This window comes from Streptomyces sp. NPDC048057 (assembly GCF_040653095.1).
Lineage (GTDB): Bacteria > Actinomycetota > Actinomycetes > Streptomycetales > Streptomycetaceae > Streptomyces.
Window position 1 is genome coordinate 70034 of record NZ_JBEZNF010000008.1, and the last position, 14670, is coordinate 84703.

The 14670-nt window shown below is 72.8% G+C and carries 14 protein-coding genes; 4 read left to right on the forward strand and 10 right to left on the reverse strand.

Annotated features, from left to right (window positions below):
- Positions 1-2 precede the first annotated feature (2 nt).
- Complete coding sequence (locus AB0E05_RS11060) at positions 3-272, reverse strand: DUF4031 domain-containing protein (protein WP_361961668.1); 270 nt, start codon at positions 270-272, stop codon at positions 3-5.
- A complete protein-coding gene (locus AB0E05_RS11065; RefSeq protein WP_361961670.1) occupies positions 272-685 on the reverse strand; it encodes a hypothetical protein in 414 nt (137 codons plus the stop codon). The genes AB0E05_RS11060 and AB0E05_RS11065 overlap by 1 nt, the downstream gene beginning before the upstream one ends.
- A gap of 169 nt (positions 686-854) precedes the next feature.
- Here AB0E05_RS11065 and AB0E05_RS11070 point away from each other — a divergent pair, with 169 nt between their 5' ends.
- The 3 genes from AB0E05_RS11070 to AB0E05_RS11080 all read left to right on the forward strand — a co-directional run bounded on the left by AB0E05_RS11070 (position 855) and on the right by AB0E05_RS11080 (position 4828).
- Entirely contained in the window at positions 855-1793 is a 939-nt protein-coding gene (locus AB0E05_RS11070; protein WP_361961672.1) for a MurR/RpiR family transcriptional regulator, read from the forward strand.
- A gap of 56 nt (positions 1794-1849) precedes the next feature.
- Positions 1850-2785 carry an N-acetylmuramic acid 6-phosphate etherase gene (gene murQ, locus AB0E05_RS11075; protein ID WP_361961674.1) on the forward strand — a complete coding sequence of 312 codons (936 nt, stop codon included), beginning with the start codon at positions 1850-1852 and terminating at the stop codon, positions 2783-2785.
- Positions 2786-3409: 624 nt separating this feature from the next.
- Positions 3410-4828 carry a PTS transporter subunit EIIC gene (locus tag AB0E05_RS11080; RefSeq protein ID WP_361961677.1) on the forward strand — a complete coding sequence of 473 codons (1419 nt, stop codon included), beginning with the start codon at positions 3410-3412 and terminating at the stop codon, positions 4826-4828.
- Here AB0E05_RS11080 and AB0E05_RS11085 read toward each other — a convergent pair.
- From AB0E05_RS11085 to AB0E05_RS11110, 6 genes are all read right to left on the reverse strand, one after another.
- The gene (locus tag AB0E05_RS11085; protein ID WP_361961679.1) at positions 4818-5522 is read right to left on the reverse strand and encodes an aldehyde dehydrogenase family protein; all 705 of its coding nucleotides are present in this window, start codon (positions 5520-5522) and stop codon (positions 4818-4820) included. The genes AB0E05_RS11080 and AB0E05_RS11085 overlap by 11 nt on opposite strands.
- Positions 5522-6448 carry an aldehyde dehydrogenase family protein gene (locus tag AB0E05_RS11090; RefSeq protein WP_361961681.1) on the reverse strand — a complete coding sequence of 309 codons (927 nt, stop codon included), beginning with the start codon at positions 6446-6448 and terminating at the stop codon, positions 5522-5524. Before AB0E05_RS11090 ends, AB0E05_RS11085 begins: the two co-directional genes overlap by 1 nt.
- Before the next feature lie 193 nt (positions 6449-6641).
- Positions 6642-7181, reverse strand: coding sequence for a gamma subclass chorismate mutase AroQ (gene aroQ, locus AB0E05_RS11095; protein WP_361962060.1), 540 nt, complete (start codon positions 7179-7181; stop codon positions 6642-6644).
- A 141-nt stretch (positions 7182-7322) separates the two neighbouring features.
- Positions 7323-8393: a Clp protease N-terminal domain-containing protein gene (locus AB0E05_RS11100; protein ID WP_361961683.1), complete on the reverse strand. Its 1071-nt coding sequence runs from the start codon at positions 8391-8393 to the stop codon at positions 7323-7325.
- A 170-nt stretch (positions 8394-8563) separates the two neighbouring features.
- Complete coding sequence (locus AB0E05_RS11105) at positions 8564-8974, reverse strand: RidA family protein (RefSeq protein ID WP_361961685.1); 411 nt, start codon at positions 8972-8974, stop codon at positions 8564-8566.
- Between the two features lie 83 nt (positions 8975-9057).
- Complete coding sequence (locus AB0E05_RS11110) at positions 9058-10584, reverse strand: glycosyl hydrolase family 18 protein (RefSeq protein WP_361961687.1); 1527 nt, start codon at positions 10582-10584, stop codon at positions 9058-9060.
- 198 nt (positions 10585-10782) lie between these two features.
- Here AB0E05_RS11110 and cutA point away from each other — a divergent pair, with 198 nt between their 5' ends.
- Positions 10783-11118: a divalent-cation tolerance protein CutA gene (gene cutA / locus AB0E05_RS11115; RefSeq protein ID WP_361961689.1), complete on the forward strand. Its 336-nt coding sequence runs from the start codon at positions 10783-10785 to the stop codon at positions 11116-11118.
- Between the two features lie 79 nt (positions 11119-11197).
- Here the strand turns inward: cutA and AB0E05_RS11120 are convergent, their stop codons facing one another.
- Entirely contained in the window at positions 11198-12718 is a 1521-nt protein-coding gene (locus AB0E05_RS11120; RefSeq protein ID WP_361961691.1) for an alpha/beta hydrolase, read from the reverse strand.
- 46 nt (positions 12719-12764) lie between these two features.
- Positions 12765-14324 (reverse strand): alpha/beta fold hydrolase, encoded by a 1560-nt coding sequence (locus AB0E05_RS11125; RefSeq protein ID WP_361961693.1) that lies wholly within the window; start codon positions 14322-14324, stop codon positions 12765-12767.
- Positions 14325-14670 lie beyond the last annotated feature (346 nt).

Sequence of the window (14670 nt, forward strand, 5' to 3'; positions counted from 1 at the left end):
ACCTACGGGACAGGGCGCGCCTTGCGTCTGCGCAGGCCCGCCGTCGTCAGGATCCTGACCACCTCGCGGCTCGGGACCTGCACCGCGCCCGCCGCGACCGCGGCGGCGTAGCGGTGCGCCGGAACGTCGTAGTGATCACGTTCGAAGGCCCGGCGCGGGCAGCCGATGGACGCGGCGAAGGCGTGCAGTTCCTCGTACGAGACGTCGCTGACGAGGTGGGACCAGAGCAGGCCGTGGCCGGGCCAGTCCGGCGGGTCGATGTAGAGGGTCATCAGACGCCGGCGTTCCCGTTCGCGTGCCCGCCCGTGCCGCCGCTCTCGCCCAGGGAGCCGACGCGAGCCACGACCACGCCCGCCTGCTCGCACACCCAGTGCGGGTCCGTGCCCAGTTCGGGCTCGACCCCGAGGGCGTGCGGGTCGCCCGTGTCGCAGACCGGGCACAGGGGCCAGCGGCCGTGCCGTTCCAGCAGGGCGTCCTGGACGTCCTGGGCGACGAGCCCGGTGACGTACGCCGCGCCCTCCGGCCACTGTTCGACCCACCAGCGGCGGTGCGCGACGGACTCCTCCACCAGCGAGACCACCTCGGCGTCCGCCACGTCGCGGGCCGCGAGGTCGGCGAGGATCAGGGCGCGGGCGGTGTGCAGGGCCTGCTCGGCGTCCGGTCCTGAGGGGGCTGCTGGAGTCATGCCGCCATTGTCCCGCACGGGTCCATGGCGACGTCCGTCCCGGCGTCCGTAGCGGCGTTCGTACCGGCCTCCCGCACGGCTCCGCTCTGGCCCGTTCCGAACATGCCTTGCCGGATCCATACCAAGGGGGTCTTGACCTGTGCCATGGTACGAAAATAGCTTTCATACCATGGCTAACCCAGTGAAGGAAATTTTCAACAAGGGGACCGCCGCCAGCGCCACTCCGCCCGCCCCCGCCGCGCTCGCCGCCAAGGTCAGGACGCTCACCCCGTCCATGACCCGCTCCATGCAGCGGGTCGCCGAGGCCGTCGCCGACGACCCCGCGGGCTGCGCCGCGCTGACGGTCACCGGGCTCGCCGAACGCACCGGCACCAGCGAGGCGACCGTCGTGCGCACCGCACGGCTCCTCGGCTACCCGGGCTACCGCGACCTGCGGCTCGCCCTCGCCGGACTCGCCGCGCACCAGCAGTCCGGCCGGGCGCCCAGCGTCACCGCGGACATCGCCGTCGACGACCCCATCTCGGACGTGGTCGCCAAACTCGCCTACGACGAACAGCAGACCCTCGCCGACACCGCCGCCGGCCTGGACACCACACAGCTCTCCGCCGCGGTCGTCGCCGCCGCGACCGCCCGCCGCATCGACATCTACGGCGTGGGGGCGTCGTCCCTCGTCGGCATGGACCTGGCACAGAAGCTGCTCCGCATCGGTCTGATCGCGCACGCCCACGCCGATCCGCACCTCGCCGTCACCAACGCGGTGCAGCTGCGCACCGGCGACGTCGCGATCGCCATCACCCACTCCGGCTCCACCGGCGACGTCATCGAGCCGCTGCGCACCGCCTTCGAGCGGGGCGCGACCACGGTCGCCATCACCGGCCGGCCGGACGCGCCGGTGTCCCAGTACGCCGACCACGTACTGACCACCTCCTCCGCCCGCGAGAGCGAGCTGCGCCCCGCGGCGATGTCGTCCCGCACGGGCCAGCTCCTCGTCGTCGACTGCCTGTTCGTCGGCGTCGCCCAACGGACGTACGAGACCGCGGCACCGGCACTCGCCGCCTCCTACGAGGCCCTGGCGCACCGGCACTCCCCCCGCAGCACCCATCGCTAGGGCCCGTCTGATGGATCAGACACGCCCCAAGGCCGGTTTTGACCGATAGGAAGCACATGACCTCCACCTCGCCCGCCCACGGGGAACTGCGCGCCCAGCTCGAAACGCTCACCACGGAGGCGTTCCGGCCGGACCTCGCGGACATCGACCGGCTGCCGACGCTCGACATCGCCCGCCTCATGAGCGCCGAGGACCGCGGGGTCCCCGGCGCGGTCGCCGAGAACCTGTCGGCGATCGCCGCCGCGATCGACGCCGCCGCGGAGCGGATGGCGCGCGGCGGCCGGCTGATCTACGCGGGCGCGGGCACGGCGGGGCGGCTCGGCGTCCTCGACGCCAGCGAGTGCCCGCCCACCTTCAACACCGATCCGTCGCAGGTGGTGGGGCTCATCGCGGGCGGGCCGTCGGCGTTCGTCAACGCGGTGGAGGGGGCGGAGGACAGCGCGGAACTGGCCGCGGCGGATCTGGCGGGGCTGGGTGTCGGCGCGGACGACACCGTCGTCGGCGTCTCCGCGTCCGGCCGTACGCCCTACGCCGTCGGCGCGGTCCACTACGCCCGGAGCCGGGGCGCCCTCACCGTCGGGCTGTCCTGCAACGAGAACAGCCCGCTCGCGGCGGCGGCGGACCACGGCGTCGAGGTCGTCGTCGGCCCCGAGCTGCTGAGCGGCTCGACCCGGCTGAAGGCGGGCACCGCGCAGAAGCTGGTCCTCAACATGATCTCGACGATCACGATGATCCGCCTCGGCAAGACGTACGGGAACCTCATGGTCGACCTGCGCGCCTCGAACGAGAAGCTGCGGGCCCGCTCGCACCGGATCGTCGCGTACGCGACGGGAGCGAGCGAGGGGGAGGTGGAGGCGGCGCTGAAGGCGACGGAGGGGGAGGTGAAGCCGGCGATCCTCACGATCCTGGCGGAGGTGGACGCGGTGACGGCGAGCCGTCTCCTGGCGGAGGCGAACGGCCACTTGCGCACGGCGCTCAGGGCAGCGGGCTGAGCTCACCCCGCGAGCTGCCGGGCCGCTGCGACCTGGCGAGACGCGGGCCCCGCACCCTGCGGGTCGCCTGCGGCTGTGCATGCAGTTCCGGCCCCTACGCCCAGAGGGCGTGGGGGACCCCCAGCGCCCGCGGGAGGCCGGCCCCTGACATCCTCGCCGTCTCCCCGCGGGTGCATTGGCATCTGCGGCCCGGTGGTGGGCTGTTCGCGCAGTTCCGCCCCCTACGCCCGGAGGGCGTGGGGGGGGACCCCCAGCGCCCCTGTTTTGCCTTCCCTTCGTTGCATATCTGCGGGACGTGGTCGGTCCGCAAAACCCGCCTCCGGCTACGGCGAGGGTTTTCAGAGGCGCTGGGGGTCCCACCGTGCCCGCAGGCCACAGGGGGCGGAACTGCGCGAACAACCACCACCGGGCCGCGGAGACCAGCGCTCCCGCAAGGGAAACGGCGGGGACATCCGGAGGCGCGAGGGGCTGTGCGGGCAACCGCAGGCGGGGCGCCGGGCCCGCAGGGCGCAGCCGCTGGCGCGGGGTCAACCGCGGCCCCGCCCCGGGACGCCGCTGCGCCGGTTGGCTGAGGGGCGCGGTCCGGGCGAGAAGCGCGGGGGCCGCGCGGATACACATCCGCGCATGGGCGGACAGGAACAGGACCCAGCCAGCGCCAGCGCACGCGCACGCACGCTGCTCGAACACCTCGGTGGGGCCGGCAACGTCCTCGGCGTGGCCCACTGCATGACCCGGCTGCGCCTCACCCTCCGGGACCGCGGGCCCGTGCGGCACGACGCGATCACCGCGCTGCCCGGCGTCCTCGGGGTCGTCGAGGACGGGATGTCGTACCAGATCGTGCTGGGGCCGGCCGCGGTCGCGCCGGTCACCGAGGCCTTCGAGGCCCTCCTCGAAACGCCTCAGGACAGCCCGTCCGGGAAGCCCGCCAAAGCCGTACTGCGCCGCATCGGCAACATCTTCGTCCCCCTCATCCCCGCCCTCATCGGCTGCGGCATCGTCGCCGGCCTCAGCGGACTCCTCGTCAACTTCCGGATCCTGCCCGGCCTCACCCCCGCCCTCGCCGCCGTCTCCGGTGGCTTCATGGCGCTGATCGCCGTGTTCGTCGGCTACAACACCGCGAAGGAGTTCGGCGGCACGCCCGTCCTCGGGGGCGCCGTCGCCGCCGTCGTCGTCTTCCCCGGCGTGGCGAAGGTCGACGCGTTCGGGCAGGAGGTGGCGCCCGGCCAGGGCGGGGTGCTCGGCGCGCTCGCCGCCGCGCTGCTCGCGGTGGCCGTGGAGCGCTGGTGCCGCGGGCGGGTGCCGGGCGCGCTCGACGTGCTGCTCACGCCCGCCGTGACGGTGCTCGTCGCCGGCCTCGTCACCGTCTACGGGCTGATGTACGTCGCCGGCGAGGCCGCCGCCGCGATCGGCACCGCCGCGACCGTGCTGCTCGACTACGGCGGGGCCGCCGCCGGCTTCGTGCTCGGCGGGCTGTTCCTGCCGCTGGTGATGGTGGGGCTGCACCAGGCGCTGATCCCGATCCACGCCACGCTCATCGAGCAGCAGGGCGCGACCGTGCTGCTGCCGATCCTGGCGATGGCGGGCGCGGGGCAGGTCGGCGCGGCGGTGGCCGTGTACGCGAGGCTGCGGCGCCACGCCGAGGCGCGCGCCACGATCCGCTCCGCGCTGCCGGCCGGACTGCTGGGGGTCGGCGAACCGCTGATCTACGGGGTCACCCTGCCGCTGGGGCGGCCGTTCGTGACGGCCTGCTTCGGGGGCGCGTTCGGCGGCGGCTTCGTCGGCCTGTTCTCGATGCTCGGCGACCACGTCGGCTCGACGGCGATCGGCCCGTCCGGCTGGGCGCTGTTCCCGCTGCTGCGCGGCGACCACGGACCGCTGACGACGCTCGCCGTGTACGCGGGCGGGCTGTTCGTCGGGTACGCGGTGGGCTTCGCCGCCACGTACTGGTTCGGCTTCACCGCGGAGCAGCTGGCGCGGTACGCCGGGCCGGACCGGGCGGAGGCACCCGACCCGGCCCCCGGCCCTCCGGCGCTCACAAGCTGATGACGCCCGTCCTGGTGTCCGTCATGTCGAGCAGCGTCCACTTGCCGCCGATGCGGCCCCAGCCGGTGCCGCGTCCCCCGGCGCCGGCGAACGGCATGGTGATGTCCCACCAGTTGTTCGTCTCGTTCACGATCACCTGCCCGACCTGAAGCTCCTCGACGAAGCGGAACGCGGACTTCATGCTGGTGGTGAAGACCGCGCCCTGGAGGCCGAGGGCGTCGTCGTTGGCGATCCGCAGCAGCTCGTCCTCGTCGCGGCCGGTGATGATCGGGACGACCGGCCCGAAGGACTCCTCCTTGGCGAGCAGGCTGTCCTCGGACACCGCGTCGACCACGGTGAACTCGTAGTACAGCTCCGTCGGCATGCCCGCGCGCCGCCCGCCGCCGCGCAACACCCGCGCCCCGCGCCCGCGCGCGTCCGCCAGGTGCCGGTCCATCTTCGCCGCCACGCCCTCGTTGTTCAGCGGGCCGAGGACGGTCGAGGGGTCGAACGGGTCACCGAGGACGACGCGTTCGGACTCGCGCAGCACCGCCGCCACGAACGCGTCGTGCACGTCGGCGTGGACGACGACCCGTTCGGTGGCGCAGCACACCTGGCCGGCGCAGGGATACGCGCCGTCCACCGCGGCCCGGGCCGCCGCGTCCACGTCCGCGTCGGCGAGCACGACGAGCGGGCCGTTGCCGGAGCACTCCATCAGGGAGCGCTTACGACCTGGTCGGCGATAGGGAGTGGATCAGTGAGCGGCGTCATGGGGCTTCGAATCCAAGGCGGAGGAGGGAGGCGACGCGGTGGGGGTACCGCCCGTGCCCGCAGGGCACAGGGGGCCGTCGTTGACCGACGACAACGCAGGAGGCGGAGTCGCAGGGCGACGCGAGCCCGCTCCCTATCGCCGACCAGGTCGTTGAGGCCGGCCGCCGCGGTGATCTTCGCGCCGGTCGTGGAGGAGCCGATGAAGCCGACGGCGTGGATGCCCGGATGGCGTACGAGGACGTCGCCGAAGGCGCCGTCGCCGGGGAGGACGTTCACCAGCCCGGCCGGCAGCCCGGCGGCGAGCACCGCGTCCATCGCGGCGAGGACGGTCAGCGGGGTGTTCTCCGGCGGTTCGACGACGAGCGCGTTGCCGGTCGCCAGGCCGGGCGCGGCGAACTCCGCGAACATCAGCAGCGGAAAGTTCCAGGGCGTGATGACGCCCCAGGTGCCCACGGGCCGGTGGACGGTGAACATCCTCTTCGTGCTGTCCCGGGAGAGCAGCGTCTCGCCGTTCAGTCGAACGGCGTCCTCCGCGTGCAGTCGGAAGAGCTGCGCGGCCTCGGTGACGTCCGCGACGGACTCGGCGAGCGGTTTGCCCTGCTCCAGGGTCTGGAGGCAGGCCAACGCGTCGCGCCGGGCGTCCAGTTCGTCGGCTATGCGACGGCAGACCGCGGCCCGGTCCCACACGTTGACCGCCGCCCAGTCGCGCTGGGCCCGGTGCGCGGCGGCGACGGCGGTGTCGAGGTCGGCGGCGGTGGGGTGGGGGAAGGAGCCGACGTGCTCCCCGGTCGCGGGGCTGCGCACCGCGACCGGCTCGGCTCCGGCGGCGTACCCGCCGTCGATGAACAACTGCTGCTGTGCGGTGGTCATGAGACGTGACTCCCCTGTCCGGTCCGTGCGGCTGCGGCGGATGATTCATCGGCAGCCCGGCGCGCCGTGAACTCCCCGAACACGTCGGCCGTCGGGCTGCGCGCCCGACGAACGCGCGGCCCGACGGCCGTCCACTGGTCCTCGACTGGTCCTCGTCAGTGGGCGTGCCCGCGCGCGGGACCGGAGCGGTCGGTCACCTCGCGCACACCGACGGGACCGCGCGAACCAGCGCCTTGGCGTGCAACCGGTCAAGCTGCTTCTCATGACGGACCTGCACCGCGGTCACGGCCAGCACGCCCGTGCAGGAACGCGCGTTCCGCGCCCGGTCGGACGTCGCGATCGCCCGCACCAGCTCGGTGTTGATGCGGTTGATCTCCTTGCGGACCACCGTCAGGTCCGGGCGCTGCGCGGGCGCCTTCGACGGGTCCGCGTCCCAGAGCCGGTGCAGCCCGCGCTGCACCTGCTTGTTGGCCTCGATCTGGTCGCGGAAGATCGCGACCGTGGCCTGCGGATCGGCCCCGGCCTCGATCGCCTGCTGCCGCACCGCGTCCAGCACGACCTGCTCGCGCGCCGGGTCGTCGATGGGGCTGCCAGTGCCCCACTTGGCCGCGGCAACCAGGTCGGCCGTGGCCAGCCGATCGGCGGACAGGCTGGTGATCGGCAGGAGTTGGGCGTACGCGGAAGGGGCCGGGAGCGGGGCGGCGTTCGCGTGGGCTGCGGTCCCGGCGAGCACGCCGACGGCGACGGCGACGGTCAGCGCCAGCCGCGTCGATGCGCGTCGCAGGGTGTGGGGCGTACGGGGCGTACGGGCGGTCACGAAGTTCCCCCTCGTGTTGACGGTCACCGGGTGACGGTCGCTCAGTAAGTGGTCGTCCTACGGGGACGCCGCGCCCTGCATCCGCTGAACCAGGCGCAGCGCGCGCGTTCCTTCCTTCAGGAGGGACTCCACCAGGGGGCCGGTTCCCTGGTCGTCGACCGCCGCGTCCACGTACGAGGCCGCGGGCCGGTCGTCACCGCCCAGGACGTCGTCGGCCTCCAGGGCCCGTCGGACGCCCGCGTAGGTGATGCCGACGGCCGCCAGCCGCTCTCCTCCGAGGTAGCGCTCGTCCCGCTGCGAAGCGCCCTCGTCAGTGCCCTCGCTCAGCATGTGCGGATGGGCGCGGGCCACCTCGTGGGTGGCGAGCACCGCCAGGAGGACGTGCTCGGTGCCGGCGCGGTCGTGCCCCAGCAGCCGGGCCTGCGCCAGCGTCTCCTGCTTGACCCAGGCCGTGGGCCAGGCCACCCAGTTCATCCCGCCGTGGAGCCAGCGCAGCCAGAACGGCGCGGGGTAGCGGCTGCGCCCCAGCAGCACGTCCCGGGTCGGGCGCAGCCGGGGATCGAGCCCGGCCGGCAGCCGGTCGCCGTCGGCCGCGCCCTCGGGTCCGGCGTCGAGCCGGGCCAGTACGGCGTCCCCCGTCGTACCGCACAGCGCCAGCACCTCGGCACACCGGTTGTCGCCCTCCGCCAGCAGACCTCGCAGCAGGTCCTCGGGCGTGAGCTTCGCGGAGCCGGAGCCGGAGCCGGAGCCCGAACCGACGCCCTTGCCCGCAGCCGATGCCGTACGCCGCCGGGCCTCCCCCATGGCGTGTACGAAGGCGCGGTGCCCGGCGCCGGTCAGCATCCGTCGGCGGTCGCCGTCCTCCCCCAGGACGTCGGCCGACGAGATGCTGTCCCCGGCGCCGTCGTCGCCGCTCCAGGCTTCCGGCCAGTCCGCCCGGTCGCGGAGCACCGCCAGGACGGCCGCCTTGGTCACGGATTCGGCGTCCAGCGCCGTGCGGGCTTCCCCCTTGGTGCCGGTGATCCCCGCGAGCAGGTGCTCGCTCCCCATGGCGTCCTTGTCGGAGCTTCCCCAAGCCCCGCCGAGCACGCCGATCACCTTCCAGCCCGCTGCCACCCGTGCTTCCATGCGGCCCTCTCGCCGTTTCCCCCGTTCCCCCAGGGGTCCCCCGTCGTGGTCCCCCGAGGTCCCCCGTTGGTTCCCCCGTCGAGAACGACGATCCCCCATCGCGGGGAGGTGCCGCGTCAGCCATTGGTTGACACTTCAGTCAACCAACGTCGCGCGGGCGACGCCCCACGTCATTCGGGGAGCGCGGCGGTGAGGTCGACCTCGATCAGCTGTCCGGGGTAGCCGAGTTGGGCCACGCCGAGGAGGGTGCTCGCAGTGGAGAAGGCGGGGGCGATGACGGAGTCGTTCAGCCGGTCCCACGCCTTCGCCAGCACCTCCTCGTCCTGGCTCACCACGTAGATCACCGAGCGCACCACGTGCTCCGGACCCGCGGCCACCGCGTTCAGAGCCGTCAGCGCGTTCGCCGCGACCTGGTCGATCTGGCCGTCGAGGTCGCCCTTGGCGACGACTTCGCCGGTGGTGTCGAGGGGGCACTGCCCCGAGAGGTAGGCGGTGCGGCCCGCCTGGACGACGGTGATGTGGTGGTAGCCGGGGGTCGAGTGGAGTTGGTCGGGGTTGATGCGTTCGATGTTGTTGCTCATGCCAACGAGTCTGCGTGAGCTGCGTGGACGCCGCATCCGCATTTCCGCCCCCAGGCCGGCCCCGGTTCGCCCCCGGCCGCGGACTACCCCAGCCCTCGGGCGAGCGCGCTCGCCAGCTCCCCGTCAGCGGTGTCCCCCCGCAGGTTGGAGAGGTACATCCCGCCGAGTCCGTAGCTCTTCGCGTACGCCGCCTTGGTGGTGACGGACGTCGGGGTGTCGTACGACCAGCCCTGGTTGCCGCAGTGCGCGTACGCCGTCCCGGAGTACGCGACGGGGTTCGGGCAACGTGTCTTGATCAGCCGGTAGTCCTCCCGCCCGTTCTCGTACGTCCCCGGTGCCGGCCCGCTGGCCGGGCTCCACGGCTCGGGGGTGCGCACGCCCTCCCAGCCCCAGGCGTGCGTGGGCACGCCGAGGACCAGCTTGTTGGGGTGCACCGGCCGGGCGGTGAGGTCGCGCAGATCGAGGTGCGCGATCTCCAGGGCGGCGGGCAGGGCGGTGCTGTGCCTTCCGTTGGGGTCGGTGGAGGTGTAGTAGTCGAATCCGGCCAGGTTGAACCAGTTGACGTGCGGCTCCGCGCCCGGGAAGTCGGTGTCGCGCATCCCCTGCCCCTTCGAGCCCCGGCCGTCCAACGTCACGGTCACCGGCCGGTCCGCCCCGAAGGCGGTGCGGAAGGCCCGGGCCAGGGTGCCGATGCCCGCGGGGCCCGGGCTGTCACAGCTGTGGTAGCAGGCTTCCGGGAAGTGCCAGGCGAGGTCGATCCCGTCGAACAGCCCGGCCCACCGGGGGTCGTCCAACAGCCGTACGCAGGAGGCGGCGAAGCCGGCCGGATCGCCGAACGCCTGCGCGTATCCGCTGGTGGCGCCGCCGGAGTACGCGGGGCCGCCGAAGGACCACAGGATCTTCAGCCCCGGCTGCCGCTCCTTCAGCTTCCGCAGTTGGTTCAGGTGTCCCCGCAACGGCTGGTCCCAGGTGTCCGCGCGTCCGTCGACACTCTCCCCGGCCTGGTGGGTGCGCTCCAGCGACTCGTACGCGTCCCCCACGGCGCACTGCCCGTTGCGCACCGCCCCGTAGGCGTACGTGAGATGGCTGAGCTTGGCCGCCGTCCCGCTGGTGACGAGGTCCTTCACGTGGAACCCGCGCTGGTGACTGCCGACCTCGTGGAAGACGCCCATCTTGACGGGGTGCGCGGGCGGCGGCGGGACGGTGCCGGTGGTGCGGGCGTGGACCGGCAGGCTCTCGTACTGGCCCTGTCCGTTGAGGTCCTCGGTGACGACGGAGTAGCGGTACTCGGTGGCGACGTTCAGCCCCGTGTCCGTGAAGGTCCGCACGTCCGGCCCCATCCGTCCGACCCGGTGCCCGTCGCGCAGCACCCGGTAGCCCCCGAGGCCGGTGTCGGGCTGCGGGGGGTCCCAGGCCACGGTCACGGCCCGGTCGGCGACGTCGACGACGCGCACGTTGCGCGCCGGCGGCACGAGGTCGCCGGGCGCCGCGGGCGCGGCCTGCGCGGACGCCCCGCCCACGGCCACGCCCGCCCACAGGGCGACGACGGAGAGGAGGGCGACGGCGCTTCGCCGCACCCTTCGGATGACGTGTGCGATCGGTGTGTTCAACAGCGCTCCTCGTGGGGGGTGTTGCACCACCGCGCCGCACAGCGTGAACGCCTCGGGGTTCACCGCGTCATGCAACGGTAGGGAGGCGCACGGCTCCGGACAAAGACAGATGAGGACTCTGTGCCGAGATGAGAGACGGTTCTCATCCCGGCGGGGGGCCTTGCGTAGGCTCGTTCCCCCCGACGGAGGAGTGCGCCCGTGACCACGGAGATCGTGATCGCCCAGACCACCATCGACGCCGAGGACAGGGCGGAAGCCCTGGCCCGCGGCGCGGTGGCCGCCCGCCTCGCGGCGTGCGCACACGTCGATGCCCCGCTGACGGCGTACTACCGCTGGCAGGGCGAGGTCCAGAAGGACCGCGAGTGGCGCGTCTCGTACAAGACGACCCGGTCCCGGCTGCCGGAGCTGGCCGCCTGGGTCTCGGCCGCGCACTCCTACGAGGTCCCGGAGTGGATCGTGCTCCCGGTGACCGACGGCTCGACGGCGTACCTGGAATGGGTGGCACGGGAGAGCGCGGAGGCTGAGGGCCCGTAAGTCAGTTGGGTGGGACGGGCGGTGGCGACCGCCCGCCCCTTCACGCATGCGCCTCAGCACGCCCGCGTGACGGTCGTCATCAGCCGCTCCGGAGCGGGAGCCCCTGTCGCCGCTCCGCGATCTCCGGCTGCTGCGCCGACGTGGGCGGGGCCGGGTTCGCCGCGCACGTCACGTTCTTCGCCGGGAGCTTGCCCGTCGTCAGGTACGCCGTCGTCACCGCGTCCGCGCAGTCGCTCACGCCCTCGCGGTACACGCCGTGCGCCTCGCCCTCGTCGACGGTGACCAGGCGGGAGCCCTTCATCGCCCGCTGCATGGCGTTCGCCTGCGGCAGCGGGGTCTGGGAGTCCCACTCGGCCTGGACGATCAGCGCGCCGACACGGTTGTTGACCTTGGTCGCGGGCTCGACGGGGTCGTCCCAGAACGCGCACGGGGTGATGTTGGAGGCGAAATCGCCGTAGATGGGCAAGCGCGCGGCGTCGCGGGCCGCGTCGCGGCGGTACGTGGCGGGGTCACGCGGCCAGCTCGTGTCGCCGCAGACGATCGTCTCGAAGAGCGACATCTCGTTGTCCTCGACGACGTACGGCGGCGGCACCTCCACGGGCTCCCCGGCCGCGGCCTTCCTCAACTCGACGAGCAGCCTGGCGCCTTCGGCACGGTAGAAGAACATCGCGCGCATGCCCCCGCGGACCCCTGCGCCGTCGAGCACGTCGTCGCCGAACTTGATGGGCTGGCGGTCCGCCTGCGCGACCAGGTCCCGGAAGGTCTTGTCGACCGCGTCCGGCGTCGACCCCAGGCCGTACTGGGCGTGGCGCTCCGCCGTCCACCGCGTCCAGCGGTCGTACGCCGGCTCCGCGCCCGTCGCCCACGCCTGGAGCACGCCCCGCCACGCCTTGCTCGGGTCGACCGCGCTGTCCAGCACGATGCGGTCCGAACGGTGCGGGAACATCTGGGTGTACACCGCGCCCAGGTACGTGCCGTACGAGACGCCCACGTAGCTGATCTTCTTCTCGCCGAGCGCGGCCCGGATGGCGTCCATGTCCCGCGCCGTGTTGCGGGAGGTGAAGTGCTTCAGATCAGCGCCGTACTTCGCCCGACACTTGTCCGCGAACGTACGCGCCCACGTCACGTCCGAGGCGAACGTCCCGTCCTTGTACGGCCGCAGGACCTGCCGCTCCTGCGGGGTGGTGCCGCAGGCGATCGGGGTGCTCTTGCCGACGCCGCGCGGGTCGAAGCCGATCAGGTCGTACCGGTCCTTCACCGACTGCGGCAGCATCCCGCTCCACACCAACGGCTCGCCGTGGCCGGACCCCCCGGGCCCACCCGGGTTGAACAGCAGCACGCCGCGCCGCTTCGTCGGGTCGGCGGCCTTCAGCCGGGATATCGCGACGTCTATCTTCTTCCCGCCGGGTGCCCGGTAGTCCAACGGCACCTTGATCGTGGCGCATTCGTACGCCGCGGGCGTGTCGGCGCTGCAACGCTGCCAGGTCAGCTGCTGCGGGCCGGGCCCGGAAGGCGCCGCGGGGGCGGCCGAGGCCACCGCCGGGGCCAGGGTCGCCAGAACGCTCACCGCGAGGACGGGAGCGATGCGTCTTGACTGCACGTGCTGTCCTTTCTCGTACCTGTGGGCATGCTCAGCTGCGCATGCGTCATCGAACGGCCGGCGCGCTGGAGGCGGCGCGGGCCGTGGGGGTGAGGAACGGCAGCTCGGTGTGGTGCCGCCGGTCGTGCGCACCCGCCGGGTCCGGGGTGCAGGTCGTGTCCTTCGCCGGGAGTCGGCCCGTGAGGAGGTAGGCGTTCGTCAGGTCCTCGGCGCAGGTGCTGGTGCCGCTGCCGTACACGCCGTGGCCCTCGCCCTCGTCGACGAAGACCATCCGCGCGCCCTTCATGTCCTCGCGCAGTCCGACGCCGTCGGGCAGCGGGGTCTGGGAGTCCCATTCGTTGTGCACGATGAGCGCGCCGACCCGGTTGTCCACGACGGTGGCGGGCTCGACGTTGTCGTCCCAGAAGGCGCAGGGGTTGATGTGCGACGCGTAGTCCCCGTAGACCGGGAAGCGGGCCGCGTCCCGCCGCGCGTCCTTGCGGTACGTCTGCGGGTCCTTCGGCCACGGGGCGTCGCCGCAGCTCACGGCCCACATGGCGGAGAGGAACCCTTCGTCCGGCCGGGCGACTGGCAGTTCGCCCGTGGGGTTGCCAGCCGCGGCGTCCCGCAGGAGCAGCACGCCCTCCGTCGCCCTGCTCGGTACGAAGAAGGCGGCGCGCATCGCGGCGCGGATCTGGTCGCCGTCGAAGGGGGTCGTACCGACCTTGATCGGGGTGCGGTTCGCCTGGGCGACCAGGCCCCAGAAGGTCCGGGAGACCGCGCCGGGCGTCGCCCCGAGGCCGTACTGCGCGTTCCGCTCGGCCGCCCAGCGCGTCCACCGCTTGAACGCCTTCTCCGTCTCCGGCGCCCACAGCCGGAAGTCCGCCCGCCAGGCCCGCTTGGGGTCGACCGCGCTGTCCAGGACGACGCGGTCGGCGCGCTGGGGGAACAACTGGGTGTACACCGCGCCCAGATACGTGCCGTACGAATAGCCGAAGAAGTTGATCTTCTGCTCGCCGAGCGCGGCCCGGATGGCATCCATGTCCCGCGCCGTGTTGCGCGTGGTGAAGTGCTTCAGATCGGCGCCGTGCTTCGCCCGGCACTTGTCGGCGAAGGAGCGCGCGAGCGCGGTGTCCCGGGCGAACGTCCGCTCCTTGAAGGGGCGTTCCATCACGAGGTCTTCCGGGGTCAGCCCACAGCGCACGGGAGCGCTCTGCCCGACGCCGCGCGGATCGAAACCGATCAGGTCGTACCGGTCCTTGACCGACTGCGGCAACAACTCGCGCATCATCAGCGGCATGTCGAGGCCGTTGCCACCCGGTCCACCCGGGTTGAACAGCAGGACCCCGCGCCGCTTGGCCGGGTCCGCGGCGCTCAACCGGGAGATCGCGACGTCGATCTTCTTGCCGCCGGGCGCCCGGTAGTCCAACGGCACCTTGACCGTGGCGCACTCGAAGTCCGCGGGGGTGTCGGGCCCGCAGCGCTGCCACGCGGGGCTGAACGGCGCGCCGGCTTGCGACGGCGGGGGCGGCTGCGGAGCCGCAACCGCCGCCGCTGGAGTCAGGGCCGCAAGCGCGCTCGCCGCAAGACCTGCTGCGAGCACGGGAACAAGGCGTCGTACCACCACGGAAGGGTCCTCCCGCTCGGTTGTCTGGACACCTACGACCTTCGCTCGACGGGGCCCCTTTGCGAATCAGCCGGCGAGAGGTAGCTGAGTAAGCCTGCGGTCTTATCCCGCCGACTTCGGGGTCATTCTGCGGGCGCAGTTGAATTCCGCCATCTTCAGGGGGCGATTATCAGCCGTCACATCCCGTCCCTCGACGACCCCCTGCAATTGCATGCGCCTCGGGGGCGAATGAGGGTCCAGCTCAGGGCTCATTTCGGGGCCCGACTCAGGGGCCGGTCCGGGTCAGTCGCCCGAGGTATCCAGCACGCGGAAAGGAGCGAGACAGAAAGAAGCACGTACGAAGAAA